We start from the raw sequence: 14731 nt of genomic DNA on the forward strand, positions 1-14731 counted from the left end.
TAAGGCAAACCATCTGGCCTGCCATCGATACATTAACTATCGTCCCGCTGGCGGATGTATTCCTCCAGCAGCTTCTTCTCTTCTCCAGAAAGCGAGCGGCTTTCCAGAAGATCGACGCGGCGTTCATAGGTCCGACCAAGGGACTGCTGCAAACGCCAGCGCCGGATGTGTTCGTGGTTGCCGCTAAGCAACACGTCAGGAACACGTTTATCCGCATACACCTCCGGGCGGGTGTAGTGCGGGCAGTCGAGCAGGCCATCCGTAAAGGAGTCCTCCTCGGCCGAGTCTGCATGACCCAATGCACCAGGCAAAAGGCGCGTTACCGCATCGATCAGCACCATGGCCGGCAGCTCACCGCCAGACAGGACGTAATCCCCAATCGACCATTCTTCATCGACATGCGCCTCAATAAAGCGCTCATCGATGCCTTCGTAGCGACCGGCAATCAGGATTAACGCATCCTCATTGGCCAGTTCGCGTACTGCTGACTGAGTCAGCTGGCGACCCTGCGGCGACAGGTAAATCACCTTGGCCGCACCGCCCGCAGCTTGCTTCGCGTCAAGCAAAGCATCTTCAAGCGGCTTGATCTTCATCACCATGCCTGGGCCACCGCCAAAAGGCCGATCATCCACGGTGTGGTGACGGTCTGTGGTGTAGCTGCGCGGGTTCCAGCAGGTCAATTGCAACAAGCCCTGCTTCACCGCTCGGCTGGTAATGCCGTAATCGCTGATGGCGGCAAACATTTCCGGGAACAGCGTAATGACTTCAACGCGCAGATTTGACATCAGGCTTAGAAGTCCGCATCCCAGTCGACCCGCATTTCGCCAGCACTCAGATCAATCGACAACACGCATTGTCCGGTATAGGGCAACAGGCGTTCGCGATCATCCAGGCTGTCGGTGCAGGGTTTGACCACCATCACATCGTTGGCGCCGGTCTCGAACAAATGATCGATCTTGCCGAGCAACTGCCCTGCCTGATCGATAACCTTGAGGCCTTCCAACTGATACCAGTAGAACTCGCCATCGGTCAGTTCCGGCAGCTGGCTGCGGGGTACACAAATGTCGAAACCGGCGAAGGTACGAGCCACTTCGCGATCATCGAGACCCTTTAGCTTTGCGACCAGGACCTTGCCTTGCAAGCGCCCACTGGCTACTTCAACTTGCTTAACCTCGTTGTCACGCTTGAGCGTCCAACGGGGGTAATCGAGCACGTTATCGATCGGGTCGGTGAAGGAGTACACCTTCACATCGCCTTTCACGCCATGCACCGAAACGATCTTGCCGAGTACCACTAAGTCCTCGGCGGGAGCTGGCGATGTGCTCATAAATTGCTTAGGCAGCTGCCTTAGCAGATTCCTTGAGCAGCTGAGCAACGCGCTCAGACGGCTGCGCACCCTGGCTCAGCCAGTAGGTGACGCGCTCTTGGTTAACGGACAGCTTGATTTCAGCGCCCGAAGCAACCGGGTTGAAGAAACCAACACGCTCAACGAAACGACCGTCGCGCGCATTGCGGCTGTTGGTCACGGTGAGGTGGTAGAAAGGGCGCTTTTTGGAGCCGCCACGGGCAAGACGGATGGTTACCATTGAACTTCGTTCCTGTAGTCGGTGCTGCAAAACTGAAATGCAAGCATAGGGCACTAGGCCCGAAAGGCCGCATATTCTAAGGATTATCCGGCTTTTTGCAAATCTCTTTTTCGGGCCGCCGGTCGGTGTCGGCTGCGACGCACTGCACACGGGCACAATCGCCCAGTGCGCGCGCAGCCTTTTACCACGTTTACATCTTCGGCAAGCCGCCCGGCATCATCCCGCCCATGCCGCGCATCATCTTGGCCATACCGCCCTTGGCGGTGAATTTCTTCATCATTTTCTGCATTTGTTTGTGTTGCTTGATCAGTCGCCCGATGTCCTGCACCTGAGTGCCGGAACCCATGGCGATGCGGCGCTTGCGCGAGCCGCTGATCACATCGGGATCGCGCCGCTCCTGGGGCGTCATCGAATTGATGATCGCCTCCATTTGCTTGAACTGCTTCTCGGCCGCGCCCTGGGCATTGCCCATCTGCGCCAGGTTGACGCCGCCCATTTGCGGCAGCTTGTCCATCAGGCCGCCGAGGCCGCCCATGTTTTTCATCTGCTGCAATTGATCGCGAAAGTCTTCGAGATCGAAGCCCTTGCCCTTCTTCAGCTTCTTGGTCAGCTTCTCGGCTTTCTCGCGATCAAGGGTCTGCTCGGCCTGCTCGATCAAGCTGAGCACATCGCCCATGCCGAGGATGCGCGAGGCAATACGGTCCGGGTGGAACGGCTCCAGCGCCTCGCTCTTCTCACCCATACCGATGAATTTGATCGGCTTGCCCGTGATGGCGCGCACTGACAGCGCGGCACCGCCACGCGCATCACCGTCGACCTTGGTCAGCACCACGCCGGTCAGCGGCAGGGCATCGGCAAAAGCCTTGGCGGTGTTGGCGGCATCCTGGCCGGTCATCGCATCGACCACGAACAGGGTCTCGGCGGGTTTGATCGCGGCGTGCAGCGCCTGGATTTCCGCCATCATCTCGGTATCGATGGCGAGGCGGCCGGCGGTGTCGACGATCACCACATCGATGAATTTGAGCTTGGCTTCCTTGATCGCCGCCTCGGCAATCGCCACCGGTTTCTGGCTGATATCGGAGGGGAAAAAGGTCACGCCAATATCGGCAGCCAAGGTTTCCAGCTGCTTGATCGCCGCGGGGCGATAGACGTCTGCGGAAACCACCAGCACGGTCTTTTTCTTGCGCTCTTTGAGAAAGCGCGCCAGCTTGCCGACCGTGGTGGTTTTACCTGCGCCCTGCAAACCCGCCATCAACACCACCGCAGGTGGCGTGACGTTGAGCGCCAGGTCTTCGTTGGCCTCGCCCATCAGCGCTTCGAGTTCGGCACGCACGATCTTCACGAAGGCCTGACCCGGGGTCAGGCTTTTCGAGACTTCGGTGCCGACCGCACGCTCCTTGACCTTATTGACGAAGTCCTTGACCACCGGCAGGGCGACGTCGGCTTCGAGCAAGGCCATGCGCACTTCGCGCAGGGTGTCCTTGATGTTGTCTTCGGTCAGCTTGGCCTTGCCAGTGACGTTTCGCAGGGTCTGCGAGAGGCGATCAGTAAGATTTTCGAACATGCGCGTTCCTTTCAGGCCCTGTCGAGCCGAGGGTGGGCTTGCAGCAGGTCGCGGATTATAGCGAAGTGTCCACAGCACCGACACCGCCAGTGGTCTTTCGTGAAATGATCGTTGTATGCCACACTCAGCGCCTTTCGGGCTTGCCTCACAAGGATTTATGTACCCTCTGCTGCCCAGTCTCGCCGCTGCTTGCTTATATGCCGGCGCCGCCACCTACCAAGGCCTGCGCCTGACCCAGCGCAGCGCGCCCGACAAACGCCTGCTGGCTCTGCTTGGCGTGCTCGCTCTGTTGTTCCATGGCGGCAGCCTGTTTCTGCAGATGTACCACTCGGCCGGCCTGGTACTCGACTTTTTCAATGCGGCCAGCCTGATCGCTTACGCGGTCATCCTGCTGACGCTCGTAGCCTGCGTGCGGATTCCGGTCGAGAATCTGCTGTTGCTGCTGTTCCCGCTGGGCTGCCTGACGGTTCTGCTCGCGCAATTCATGCCAGTTGGCACCAGCCAGCCAATCAATGAAGCGCCAGGCATTCTCGTGCACATCCTGCTGTCGATCATCGCCTACGGCATGCTCACCATCGCGGTGTTTCAGGCGCTGCTCTTGCTGCTGCAAGACCATCATCTGAAGAACAAGCACCCCTGGGGGCTGATCAAGAACTTCCCACCGCTGCAAACCATGGAAAGCCTGCTGTTCGGCTTCCTCTGGGCTGGCTGGCTGCTGCTCTCGCTGTCGCTGCTGTCCGGTGCGCTGTTTATCGATGACCTGTTTGCCCAGCATCTGGTGCATAAAACCATCCTGTCCAGTTTTGCCTGGGTGGTTTTCGCCGTGTTGCTGTGGGGCCGCCATCAACTTGGCTGGCGCGGTCACCAAGCCATCCGCTGGACCCTGGCAGGTTTTTGCCTGCTGATGCTGGCGTACTTCGGCAGCAAGCTGGTCCGCGAATTCATCTTGCACATCTAGGCAATTTTCCGTGGATAACGCGCACCCTGGTTTTTTGATTGGCTTGCTGATTTTCCTGCTGGCCTGTTCGGCGTTCTTCTCCAGCTCGGAAACCGGCATTCTCAGCCTCAACCGCTACCGTCTGCGCCACCTGGCCAAGGAAGGTCACCGCGGCGCCAAACGCGTCAGCGCCCTGCTCAGCCGTCCCGACCGGCTGCTCGGCACGATTCTGATCGGCAACAACTTCGTCAACATCCTCGCCTCGTCCATTGCCACCGTACTGGCCTTGCAAATCTGGGGCGAAGCCGGGATTGCCATCGCCACCATCGGCCTGACCCTGGCGCTGCTGATTTTCGGCGAAATCACCCCAAAAACCCTCGCCGCACTGCGCCCGGAAACGGTCGCCTACCCGTTCAGCCTGCCGCTTTTGCTGCTGCTCAAGCTGTTCTACCCGCTGGTCATTTTGCTCGGTTGGATCAGTAACGGCCTGCTCAGGCTGCTCGGCGTCGACCCGTCCAGCAAAAGCAACGACAGTTTGACCACCGAAGAGCTGCGCAGCGTGGTACGCGAGTCCGGCCATGAGCTGCCGAAGAACCGCCAGAATATGCTGCTGGGTATTCTCGATCTGGAACGGGTCACGGTGAACGACATCATGATCCCGCGCAACGAAGTGACCGGCATCAACCTGGAAGACGATATCGAAACCATCAACAACCAGTTGACCACCACCACCCACACGCGCCTGCCGGTGTTTCGCAATGACATCAACCAGGTCGAAGGCATCGTGCACATGCGCCAGATCGCCCGCCTGCTGACGCACAATCAGTTGACCAAGGAAGCGCTGCTCGCCGCCTGCAATGAGCCGTACTTCGTTCCGGAAAGCACCCCGCTGTCGACCCAGCTGATCAATTTCCAGAAACAGAAGCGACGTATCGGCATCGTCGTCGACGAATATGGCGATGTGATCGGCATTGTCACCCTGGAAGATATTCTTGAAGAGATCGTCGGCGACTTCAGTAACCAGGACACCCTGCGCAGCCCGGACATCCACCCGCAAGAAGATGGCACCCAGGTGATCGATGGCGCCGCCTATATCCGCGAAGTGAACAAAGCGCTTGGCTGGCACCTGCCATGTGACGGACCGAAAACCCTCAACGGCCTGATCACCGAAGCCCTGGAGAGCATCCCCGAAAGCACCGTGTGCCTGAAGATCGGCCCTTACCGCCTGGAAATCCTGCAGTCCACGGAAAACCGGGTAAAGAGTGTCAGGGTCTGGCAGGCCACCGCTAAAGTGCAGCCGGAGTCGCAGGCGGATTGATCGCAGCAGCCAACGCCTGCGCCCAGACGCGATAGCCCAATCCCGACGGGTGATAACCGTCGAGCGCCAGATAAGCCGCGGAGAACTCCAGAGCCACAGGGTAGTAACCCGCCCCCGTGCGGAGCGCAACCTGCTTCAAACCGGCATCCAACAGCGCGGCACGCGCTCCGAGCAGCCGCCGCAACAACCATGGCAAGGCGCTGAACTGGCGTAACGGCGGCACGCTACTGAACGCCACTTGTACGCCGCGCGCCGCCAATGCATCGGCCATGCAGGCGAGCGACGACTGCCAGCGATGCAGCGAACTGAAGTGCGTGGTGTCGTTGACACCGAATACCAGCAACGCCAGATCGACGGGCTCATCCACGACCTGCGGCAGCAACCGCTTGCAGGCTTGCGCCGCGGTAATGCCATTCTCGCCACAGGCACGCCAGCTCACAGGACGCGCCAGCCGCTCGGCCAACGCCTGCGCCAAGCGCCCCACCAGAGCCTGCTGCAAACAACTGACGCCCACCCCGGCAACGGTGGACTCGCCCAGCACCAGCAAGCGCAGCGGCTCGCCGGGCAGATCGACACCGGCCAACCCACGTAACTGTCCGGCAGCCGGCGCCAAGCGCAACGCCTGACGCCGCGTATGCAGCGCCAGGGGCATGACCAGCGGCATTAACGGCAGCACAGCCAACCACCACGCCAGGCACCGCCAACGACTCACAGCTCGACGCTGACCGCCTGCGCTGCCCGCGTGGCCTTGGCCCGTGCCGCCTGCAGCGACTCGTCGCGCGCCAGCGCCACGCCCATGCGGCGCTGGCCGCTGACTTCCGGCTTACCGAACAGGCGCAAGGCGGTATCCGGCTCGACCAGCGCCGCAGCGAGATTGCCAAAGCTGACCTGCTGCGACTCGCCTTCGACCAGCACCACCGCCGAAGCGGACGGACCCAGTTGGCGGATCACCGGGATCGGCAAACCAAGAATGGCCCGCGCATGCAGGGCGAACTCGGACAGATCTTGAGAAATCAGGGTCACCAGCCCGGTATCGTGCGGGCGCGGCGAGATTTCGCAGAACCACACCTGATCGCCTTTGACGAACAACTCGACGCCGAACAGGCCGCGCCCACCCAGCGAGTCGGTTACCGCCAGGGCAATGCGCTCGGCTTCAGCCTGAGCTTTCGGGCTCATCGGCTGCGGCTGCCAGGACTCCTGGTAATCGCCCTTGACCTGGCGATGGCCCACTGGCGCGCAGAAGGTGGTGCCGCCAGCATGGCGCACGGTCAGCAAGGCGACTTCATAGTCGAAATCGATAAAGCCCTCGACGATCACCCGCCCCTTGCCGGCGCGGCCACCCGCCTGGGCGTAGTCCCAGGCTGTTTGCAGGTCGTCGGCGCTTTTCAGCACCGACTGGCCTTTGCCGGAAGAACTCATGATCGGCTTGATCAGGCATGGGAAGCCAATCTTCTCGACTGCGGCGCGGCACTCGTCGAACGAATCGGCGAACTGATACGGCGAAGTCGGCAGGCCCAGCTCTTCGGCAGCCAGGCGCCGAATACCCTCGCGGTTCATGGTCAGCTGCGCGGCTCGCGCACTGGGGATCACGGTATAGCCTTGGTTTTCCAGCTCGACCAGGGTCGCGGTGGCGATCGCTTCGATCTCCGGCACGATGTAGTGCGGCCGCTCCAACTCGATCACCGCACGCAGCGCCACACCATCGAGCATATTGATCACATGGCTGCGATGCGCCACCTGCATGGCCGGGGCATTGGCGTAGCGATCCACGGCAATCACCTCGACCCCCAGGCGTTGCAGCTCGATCACCACTTCCTTGCCCAGCTCGCCAGAGCCACACAGCAAGACGCGGGTCGCGCTCGACGACAACGGGGTTCCGATACGGGGCATAACAATTCCTCGGGGTAAGCGTTCAATAGGATTGGCGGCGTTTGTCGGCGCTACAGCAGCACGCCTTTGGCCTTGGCGCGCGCGTGGCACTGCACCAGCACCTGGCGGCGTTCGGTGTTGTCCATCCGGCTCCAGCGGGTGATCTCGGCGACGTTACGCTGACAACCGATACAGATGTCGTCATCGTCCAACGCGCAAACCTGCACGCAAGGCGAGGCGACCGGGCGTTCGGCATCCATCAGTCGTCTTGCTCGGCCAGGTCACGGGCATAGCGCTGGGCGTTGTGCACGTAATGCGCGGCGCTGGCCTCAAGCATTTTCTTCTGCGCGTCACTGAGCTCGCGCACCACTTTGCCCGGCGAACCGACCACCAGCGAACCGTCGGGAATTTCCTTGCCCTCGGCGATCAGCGCATTGGCGCCAATGATGCAGTACTTGCCGATCTTCGCGCCGTTGAGTACCACCGCATTGATGCCGATCAGGCTGTAATCGCCCACCGAACAGCCATGCAGCATGGCATTGTGGCCAATCGTTACGCCCTTACCGATGGACAGCGGAAAGCCCATGTCGGTGTGCATCACCGTGCCGTCCTGCACGTTACTCTGCTCACCGATGTGGATCAGCTCGTTGTCGCCGCGCAATACGGCGTTAAACCACACGCTCGCCCCCGGTTCCAGCTTGATCTTGCCTACCAGTGTGGCGTTCGGCGCGACCCAGCTCTCGGGATGGGCGTCGACGCGGGATTGTCCCAGGCGGTATTTCATGTGCATGTCCTCGTTTCGCGGCTCAATTGAGCGTGATAAACCGCTCGGGCGGCTGGTGCAGGTTGATGCCGGCGTCGTAAACCAGGTTGACCAACTCCACCAGCATGATCGCCGTCAGGCCCCAGATCTTGTACTCGCCATAGCGGTAACTCGGCACATACCAACTGTGCCCGAGGTAATCGATACGGTGGGTGGTCTCACGCGGGTCGCTACGGAAAAACGCCAGCGGCACCGAAAACACCGAGGCGATTTCACCATCGTTGGCGTTGTACTCGACGTAATCCGGCACCAGACCGACATAGGGCGTGACCTGGATACCGTGGCGCGACACCAACGTGCTCAAGGGCCCGATTACCTCGACCAAGCCCGGCGGCAAACCGATTTCCTCCTCCGCCTCGCGCAGTGCGGTGCGAATCAGGTCGGCGTCTTCCGGGTCGCGACGACCGCCAGGAAAGGCCACCTCGCCGCCGTGAGTGGACAGGCCACTGGCACGCAAGGTCAGCACCACTTCCGGTTCATCGCTGCGAGTAATGGGAACCAGCACCGCCGCTTCGGGGAAGCTGCGGTCGGTCTCCAGAAGGCGCGGGTGGTAACCACGCACGCGGTGGAGTAGCTCGTCGAGCATGGGTATTCTCGGTCTCTTTTTCTGCCCCGGATGATGGCATGAAAGAAGTGCGGCACCCAAGCCCCGCACCGCCGACGATGCTCATTCGGCGCATCGCTTCAGCCACCCGCCGCGCTTGCCGCTCAACACCGCCACGCGCCAAGATAGGCCATGAGCCCAGAGGATTCGGCATGAAGTTCTGCAGTCAGTGCGGTAACCCCGTTATCTTGCGCATTCCCGCAGGCGACAACCGTCCGCGGTATGTCTGCGGACACTGCCACACCATTCACTACCAGAACCCTCGAATCGTCGCGGGCTGCCTGCCGGTGTGGGGCGATCAGGTGCTGCTGTGTCGCCGGGCCATCGAGCCACGGCGCGGTTACTGGACCCTGCCGGCCGGGTTCATGGAGAACGGCGAAACCCTCGAACAGGCCGCTGCCCGCGAAACCCAGGAGGAAGCCTGCGCCCGGGTGCGCGATCTGGCCCTCTACACCTTGTTCGATCTGCCGCACATCAATCAGGTGTATATGTTGTTCCGCGCCGAACTGGTCGACCTGGATTTCGCCGCGGGCGAGGAAAGCCTGGACGTTCAGTTGTTTCACGAACAAGACATCCCTTGGTCCGAGCTGGCTTTCCCGACCATTGGCCGTACCTTAGAATGCTACTTCGCTGACCGACAGCACCACGCTTATCCGGTACGCAATGAGCCGCTCGAAGCCTTGCGCGCGCACTATAAGAAATTGCTCTGATCTTTGGGATATAGCTCCGATGCGCTGGTTGTTCGCCCTACTCTGTTTGTCCTGTACCGTTGCCGCCCAGGCCACTGCCACCACCACCCTTGAAGGGCCACGCGTGGACAAGGTGCTGGTGGTGAAATCCGAGCGCAAATTGCACCTGATCAGCGGCGGCCAGCCGCTCAAGTCCTACCGCATTTCACTCGGTAAACAGCCGGATGGCGCCAAGCAGCACGAAGGTGATCTGCGCACACCGGAAGGCTTCTATTGGATCGACTGGCGCAAAACCAGCGATAAATACCAACTGTCCCTGCATATCTCCTACCCCAACGCCCGCGACCAAGCCAATGCCCGCGACAAAGGCTTACCGCCAGGCGGCATGATCATGATTCACGGCACACCACTGGATGAGGAATACCCCGAGTGGTTCTTCAACACGCTGGACTGGACCGAAGGCTGTATCGCCATGACCAACAGCGATATGCGCGAGGTGTGGCAACTGGTCAAGGACGGCACGCTGATCGAAATTCGCCCCTGACGTGCCTAAAAAAGGCGCCGTAAAGGCGCCTTTTGGCTGTTGGCATGCCACCGGTCTCAGAATTGGATATCCGACAGGCGCCATACCTCGAAAGCTGGCGTTTCATAGGGATGGCTACTTTTCAGCGCCTTGACCGCCTCATGAATCAGCTCATCGGCGACCACCAACTCGACCTTCCACTCCGCCACGTGCTCGATCGAGCCCACTTGGCCGAGAAACGCCTGACTGCCCTCCAGCGGGCGGAACTGGCCTTGCCCCAGGGTCTGCCAGCAGCAGCTGTCATAAGCCCCTACGCGCCCGCCACCGGCGGCAAAAACAGCTTTCTTCACCCCATCCAGATGGGTTTCCGGCACATAGAAGCACAGTTTGTACATCAAACTCTCCGCAGAAGGACAGACTGAACACAGTCAAATAATGATGCCAGAGGATAATGGCACTTTGCCTTGCTCGGCGTTCGCGGCATCCGTCACAGGCTGAGGTTTTGACTAGCGATTGGGGCGGACGTTCAGCAAGCCAAAGCTTCTTTGCCGCTCATTGTGCGCCACGCCAGAAACGCCGCCATTTAGCCCGGACACCCGGCGCTGGTGCGTTATGGCGACCGTCACAATAAGGCAGTCGTTGCGACTGACCGCAGCGGCACAACAGCAGAAATTGCTCGCGCAGCGGCTCCAGCCTGAGGCCGTCCGGGCATGCAGCAGCACAATCGGGAAGCACAGACGAGCGCCCGCAACGGCACAGCAGCAAGCAATCGCCAGGTTTGACCTGGCGCACCTCGGGCAGGAGCGGATCTTGCGAATTTGACACGTCCTCTCCCGCCCTTCAGGCGCCCTCGGCGCACCCTATCGCCGACAAGCGGAGAGGGTCTCAGCAGAGGGCCGCATGACGGCCGCTGTTAATCCACCCACACGCGGGCGTTGCGGAACATGCGCAGCCAGCCGGCATCTTCCTGCCACTCGTCCGGTTTCCAGGAGTTCTGCACGGCGCGGAACACCCGCTCCGGGTGCGGCATCATGATCGTCACGCGGCCGTCGCGACTGGTCAGGCCGGTGATCCCGCGCGGCGAACCGTTGGGGTTGGCCGGGTAGGTTTCGGTGACCTTGCCGTGGTTGTCGATAAAGCGCATCGCTACGCAGCCGGACAGATCGGCCTCGAGCAGGGCTTCTGCATTCTCGAACTCGGCATGCCCTTCGCCGTGGGCGATGGCGATTGGCATACGCGAACCGGCCATGCCACGCAGGAAGATCGACGCCGACTCCTGCACCTGAACCATGGCCACGCGCGCCTCGAACTGCTCCGAGCGGTTGCGCACGAAGTGCGGCCAGAACTCGCTGCCGGGAATCAACTCATGCAGGTTGCTCATCATCTGGCAACCGTTGCACACGCCCAGGGCGAAGCTGTCCTTGCGCTCGAAGAAGGCCTGGAAGCCGTCGCGCGCACGGTTATTGAACAAGATCGACTTGGCCCAGCCTTCGCCGGCGCCGAGCACGTCGCCATAGGAGAAGCCGCCGCAAGCGACCAGACCTTTGAAGTCCTTGAGGTCGACGCGACCGGCCAGGATATCGCTCATGTGCACGTCGATCGCACTGAAGCCGGCGCGGTCGAAGGCGGCTGCCATCTCCACCTGACCGTTGACGCCCTGCTCGCGCAGCACAGCGATTTGCGGACGCACGCCTTTCTTGATGTAAGGCGCCGAAATGTTGTCGTTGACGTCAAAACCGAGCTTGATGCTCAGGCCCGGGTTGTCCTCGTCGAGCAGGGTGTCGAACTCCTGATCGGCGCACTGCACGTTATCGCGCAGACGCTGGATCTGGTAGCTGGTTTCCGCCCACTGACGCTGCAACAGACGACGCTGACCGCCGAATACCGGCTGGCCATTGAAACTGATCGCCACCTCGCCATTGTTGACTGGCTGACCGATCACCGCAACGCAATCGCCCAGGCCGGCTGCGCTGAACTGCGCAAGCACTTCCGGGGTGGCGTCCTGGTGCACTTGAATGACCGCGCCCAGCTCTTCGTTGAACAGCACCGCGGCCAGCTCTGCTGGATTGTCGGCCAGCGAATCGAGGTACAGGTTCAAGCCGCAATGGCCAGCGAAGGCCATTTCCAGCGCGGTGACCAACAGACCGCCGTCGGAACGGTCGTGGTAGGCCAGCAGGCGACCGTCGGCATTCAGGCCTTGGATCACCGCGAAAAACGCTTTCAGGTCTTCGGCGTCATCGACGTCCGGCGCCTGCTTGCCGAGCTTGCCGTAGACCTGGGCAAGGATCGAGGCGCCCATGCGGTTCTGCCCACGGCCCAGGTCGACCAGGATCAAGTCAGTTTCGCCCTTGTCCATGCGCAACTGCGGGGTCAGGGTCTTGCGGATATCGCTGACCGGAGCAAAGCCGGTGACGATCAGCGACAACGGTGCGGTCACGCTCTTCTCCGCGCCGTCATCCTGCCAGCGGGTCTTCATCGACATCGAGTCTTTGCCCACCGGGATGGTGATGCCCAGCTCCGGGCACAACTGCATGCCAACGGCTTTGACCGTATCGTATAGACGCGCATCTTCGCCCGGGTGACCGGCGGCGGACATCCAGTTGGCGGAGAGTTTGATATCGGCAATCTTCTCGATGCGCGATGCGGCGATGTTGGTCAACGTTTCGCCAATCGCCATGCGCCCCGAGGCCGGGGCATCGAGCAAGGCCAGCGGGGTGCGCTCGCCCATGGCCATGGCTTCGCCAGAATACGTGTCGAAACTGCTGGCGGTAACGGCGCAATCGGCCACCGGCACCTGCCACGGGCCAACCATCTGGTCGCGCGCTACCAGACCGGTAATGCTGCGGTCGCCGATGGTGATCAGGAAGTTCTTGCTGGCCACGGCCGGGTGACGCAGCACGCGGGTCACCGACTCGTCCATGTCCAGCTCACTGGCGTCGAAATCATCGCCCAGCTCGGCTTCGCGCGAGGCCGAACGGTGCATGCGCGGCGCCTTGCCGAGCAGCACGTTGAGCGGCATGTCCACGGCATTGTTGCCGAAATGGCTGTCGGTCACAGTCAGGTGGGCTTCTTCAGTAGCCTCACCGACCACCGCAAACGGGCAACGCTCACGCTCGCAGATGGCCTTGAAGCGCTCGAAGTCAGCCGCGCCGACTGCCAGCACATAACGTTCCTGCGACTCGTTGCTCCAGATTTCGTGCGGGGCCATGCCCGGCTCGTCATTAGGAATATTGCGCAGCTCGAAACGCCCGCCGCGGCCGCCATCGTTGACCAGCTCCGGGAAGGCGTTGGACAGACCGCCGGCACCGACGTCGTGGATAAAGCTGATCGGGTTCTGCTCGCCGAGCTGCCAGCAACGGTCGATCACTTCCTGGCAACGGCGCTCCATTTCCGGGTTTTCGCGCTGCACCGAGGCGAAATCCAGGTCCGCCGAGCTGGTACCGGTGGCCATCGACGAGGCCGCGCCGCCACCCAGGCCGATCAACATGGCCGGACCGCCGAGCACGATCAGCTTGGAGCCGACCAGAATCTCGCCCTTCTGCACGTGTTCGGCGCGGATGTTACCCATGCCGCCGGCGAGCATGATCGGCTTGTGGTAGCCACGCACTTCTTCACCGCGTGGGGTGTTGATGCTCTGCTCGAAGGTACGGAAGTAACCGGTCAGCGCCGGGCGGCCAAATTCGTTGTTGAACGCCGCGCCACCCAGCGGGCCTTCGATCATGATGTCCAGCGCGGTAACGATGCGCTCGGGTTTGCCGTACGGCACTTCCCAAGGCTGCTCGAAACCGGGGATCTGCAGGTTGGACACGGTGAAACCGGTGAGGCCAGCCTTGGGCTTGGCGCCGCGCCCGGTGGCGCCTTCGTCACGGATTTCGCCACCGGAACCGGTGGAAGCACCGGGGAACGGAGCAATCGCGGTTGGGTGGTTGTGCGTCTCCACCTTCATCAGGATATGCACGGGCTCTTGTACCGCGCCGTACTGACGGGTTTCAGGGTTCGGGAAGAAACGACCGGCGACGCTACCAACGATCACCGAAGCGTTGTCCTTGTAAGCCGACAGCACGCCTTCACTGTGCATTTGATAGGTGTTCTTGATCATGCCGAACAGGGATTTATCCTGGCTCTCGCCATCGATATCCCAACTGGCATTGAAGATCTTGTGCCGGCAATGTTCGGAGTTGGCCTGGGCGAACATCATCAGTTCGATGTCGTGCGGGTTGCGCCCCAGACCGTTGAAACTGGTCACCAGGTAATCGATTTCGTCTTCCGCCAGGGCCAGGCCCATGTCGACGTTGGCCTGCTCCAGCGCGGCCCGCCCGCCGCCCAGCACGTCCACCGCGGTCAGCGGCTTGGGCTGCGCGTGGCTGAACAGTGCGCCCGCATCTTCCAGGCTGCTCAGCACCAACTGGGTCATGCGGTCATGCAACAGCGCGGCGACCTGCTGCGCTTCGCCAGCGTTCAGTTCACCAGCCACGTAATAGGCAATGCCGCGCTCAATGCGCTGAACCTTGGCCAGACCGCAGTTGCGGGCGATGTCACTGGCCTTGCTCGACCAGGGCGAAATGGTGCCGAAACGCGGGATGCTGAGGAACAACCGGCCGCTCGGCTCCTGCACCGGCACACTCGGGCCGTACTTCAACAGACGAGCCAATACGCGCTCTTCGTCGGCGTTGAGCACACCGGTGACATCGGCAAAATGCGCGAACTCGGCGTACAGCCCAGTCACAGCGGGAACCTTGCTGGTCAGTTGCTCAAGCAATTTACCGTGGCGAAAAGCAGAAAGGGCGGGAGCGCCGCGCAGGATCAACATCGGGGACA

The 14731-nt window shown here is 61.4% G+C and carries 16 protein-coding genes; 4 read left to right on the top strand and 12 right to left on the bottom strand.

What is annotated here, in order from left to right:
- Nucleotides 1-32: 32 nt before the first annotated feature.
- The 4 genes from trmD to ffh form a co-directional block, all read right to left on the bottom strand.
- The gene (gene trmD / locus B3M58_RS03920; protein ID WP_296217261.1) at nt 33-785 is read right to left on the bottom strand and encodes a tRNA (guanosine(37)-N1)-methyltransferase TrmD; all 753 of its coding nucleotides are present in this window, start codon (nt 783-785) and stop codon (nt 33-35) included.
- 5 nt (nt 786-790) lie between these two features.
- Nucleotides 791-1327, bottom strand: a complete 537-nt coding sequence (gene rimM, locus B3M58_RS03925) for a ribosome maturation factor RimM (RefSeq protein WP_296217262.1) — start codon at nt 1325-1327, stop codon at nt 791-793.
- Nucleotides 1328-1334: 7 nt separating this feature from the next.
- Nucleotides 1335-1586 carry a 30S ribosomal protein S16 gene (rpsP, locus tag B3M58_RS03930; RefSeq protein ID WP_025165100.1) on the bottom strand — a complete coding sequence of 84 codons (252 nt, stop codon included), beginning with the start codon at nt 1584-1586 and terminating at the stop codon, nt 1335-1337.
- Nucleotides 1587-1776: 190 nt separating this feature from the next.
- Complete coding sequence (gene ffh, locus B3M58_RS03935) at nt 1777-3150, bottom strand: signal recognition particle protein (RefSeq protein WP_296217263.1); 1374 nt, start codon at nt 3148-3150, stop codon at nt 1777-1779.
- A 157-nt stretch (nt 3151-3307) separates the two neighbouring features.
- On the opposite strand from ffh, the gene B3M58_RS03940 reads away from it, so the two are divergent.
- Both B3M58_RS03940 and B3M58_RS03945 read left to right on the top strand, forming a co-directional pair.
- Nucleotides 3308-4108 carry a cytochrome C assembly family protein gene (locus B3M58_RS03940; RefSeq protein WP_296217264.1) on the top strand — a complete coding sequence of 267 codons (801 nt, stop codon included), beginning with the start codon at nt 3308-3310 and terminating at the stop codon, nt 4106-4108.
- Between the two features lie 10 nt (nt 4109-4118).
- Nucleotides 4119-5405: an HlyC/CorC family transporter gene (locus tag B3M58_RS03945; protein WP_296217265.1), complete on the top strand. Its 1287-nt coding sequence runs from the start codon at nt 4119-4121 to the stop codon at nt 5403-5405.
- Here the strand turns inward: B3M58_RS03945 and B3M58_RS03950 are convergent.
- The 5 genes from B3M58_RS03950 to B3M58_RS03970 are packed head-to-tail and all read right to left on the bottom strand — an operon-like array spanning nt 5374 to nt 8683.
- Entirely contained in the window at nt 5374-6069 is a 696-nt protein-coding gene (locus B3M58_RS03950) for an SGNH/GDSL hydrolase family protein (RefSeq protein ID WP_296217326.1), read from the bottom strand. The two genes, B3M58_RS03945 and B3M58_RS03950, sit on opposite strands and share 32 nt — an antisense overlap.
- Nucleotides 6070-6113: 44 nt before the next feature.
- Nucleotides 6114-7295 (bottom strand): formate-dependent phosphoribosylglycinamide formyltransferase, encoded by a 1182-nt coding sequence (purT, locus tag B3M58_RS03955; RefSeq protein WP_296217266.1) that lies wholly within the window; start codon nt 7293-7295, stop codon nt 6114-6116.
- Between the two features lie 50 nt (nt 7296-7345).
- Nucleotides 7346-7537, bottom strand: a complete 192-nt coding sequence (locus tag B3M58_RS03960) for a DUF1289 domain-containing protein (RefSeq protein ID WP_296217327.1) — start codon at nt 7535-7537, stop codon at nt 7346-7348.
- Nucleotides 7534-8058: a gamma carbonic anhydrase family protein gene (locus B3M58_RS03965; protein ID WP_296217267.1), complete on the bottom strand. Its 525-nt coding sequence runs from the start codon at nt 8056-8058 to the stop codon at nt 7534-7536. Before B3M58_RS03965 ends, B3M58_RS03960 begins: the two co-directional genes overlap by 4 nt.
- A gap of 22 nt (nt 8059-8080) precedes the next feature.
- Nucleotides 8081-8683: a CoA pyrophosphatase gene (locus B3M58_RS03970; RefSeq protein ID WP_296217268.1), complete on the bottom strand. Its 603-nt coding sequence runs from the start codon at nt 8681-8683 to the stop codon at nt 8081-8083.
- Between the two features lie 170 nt (nt 8684-8853).
- Here B3M58_RS03970 and B3M58_RS03975 point away from each other — a divergent pair, with 170 nt between their 5' ends.
- Both B3M58_RS03975 and B3M58_RS03980 read left to right on the top strand, forming a co-directional pair.
- Entirely contained in the window at nt 8854-9411 is a 558-nt protein-coding gene (locus B3M58_RS03975; RefSeq protein WP_296217269.1) for an NUDIX hydrolase, read from the top strand.
- Nucleotides 9412-9430: 19 nt separating this feature from the next.
- Entirely contained in the window at nt 9431-9934 is a 504-nt protein-coding gene (locus tag B3M58_RS03980; RefSeq protein ID WP_296217270.1) for a L,D-transpeptidase family protein, read from the top strand.
- Between the two features lie 56 nt (nt 9935-9990).
- Here the strand turns inward: B3M58_RS03980 and B3M58_RS03985 are convergent, their stop codons facing one another.
- From B3M58_RS03985 to purL, 3 genes are all read right to left on the bottom strand, one after another.
- Nucleotides 9991-10308, bottom strand: a complete 318-nt coding sequence (locus B3M58_RS03985) for a YqfO family protein (RefSeq protein ID WP_296217271.1) — start codon at nt 10306-10308, stop codon at nt 9991-9993.
- A 157-nt stretch (nt 10309-10465) separates the two neighbouring features.
- A complete protein-coding gene (locus tag B3M58_RS22470) occupies nt 10466-10738 on the bottom strand; it encodes a CDGSH iron-sulfur domain-containing protein (protein ID WP_349677138.1) in 273 nt (90 codons plus the stop codon).
- Nucleotides 10739-10826: 88 nt separating this feature from the next.
- Complete coding sequence (gene purL / locus B3M58_RS03990; RefSeq protein ID WP_296217272.1) at nt 10827-14723, bottom strand: phosphoribosylformylglycinamidine synthase; 3897 nt, start codon at nt 14721-14723, stop codon at nt 10827-10829.
- Nucleotides 14724-14731 lie beyond the last annotated feature (8 nt).

It is taken from the genome of Pseudomonas sp. UBA2684 (assembly GCA_002354655.1).
In the GTDB taxonomy this organism is placed as follows: domain Bacteria; phylum Pseudomonadota; class Gammaproteobacteria; order Pseudomonadales; family Pseudomonadaceae; genus Aquipseudomonas.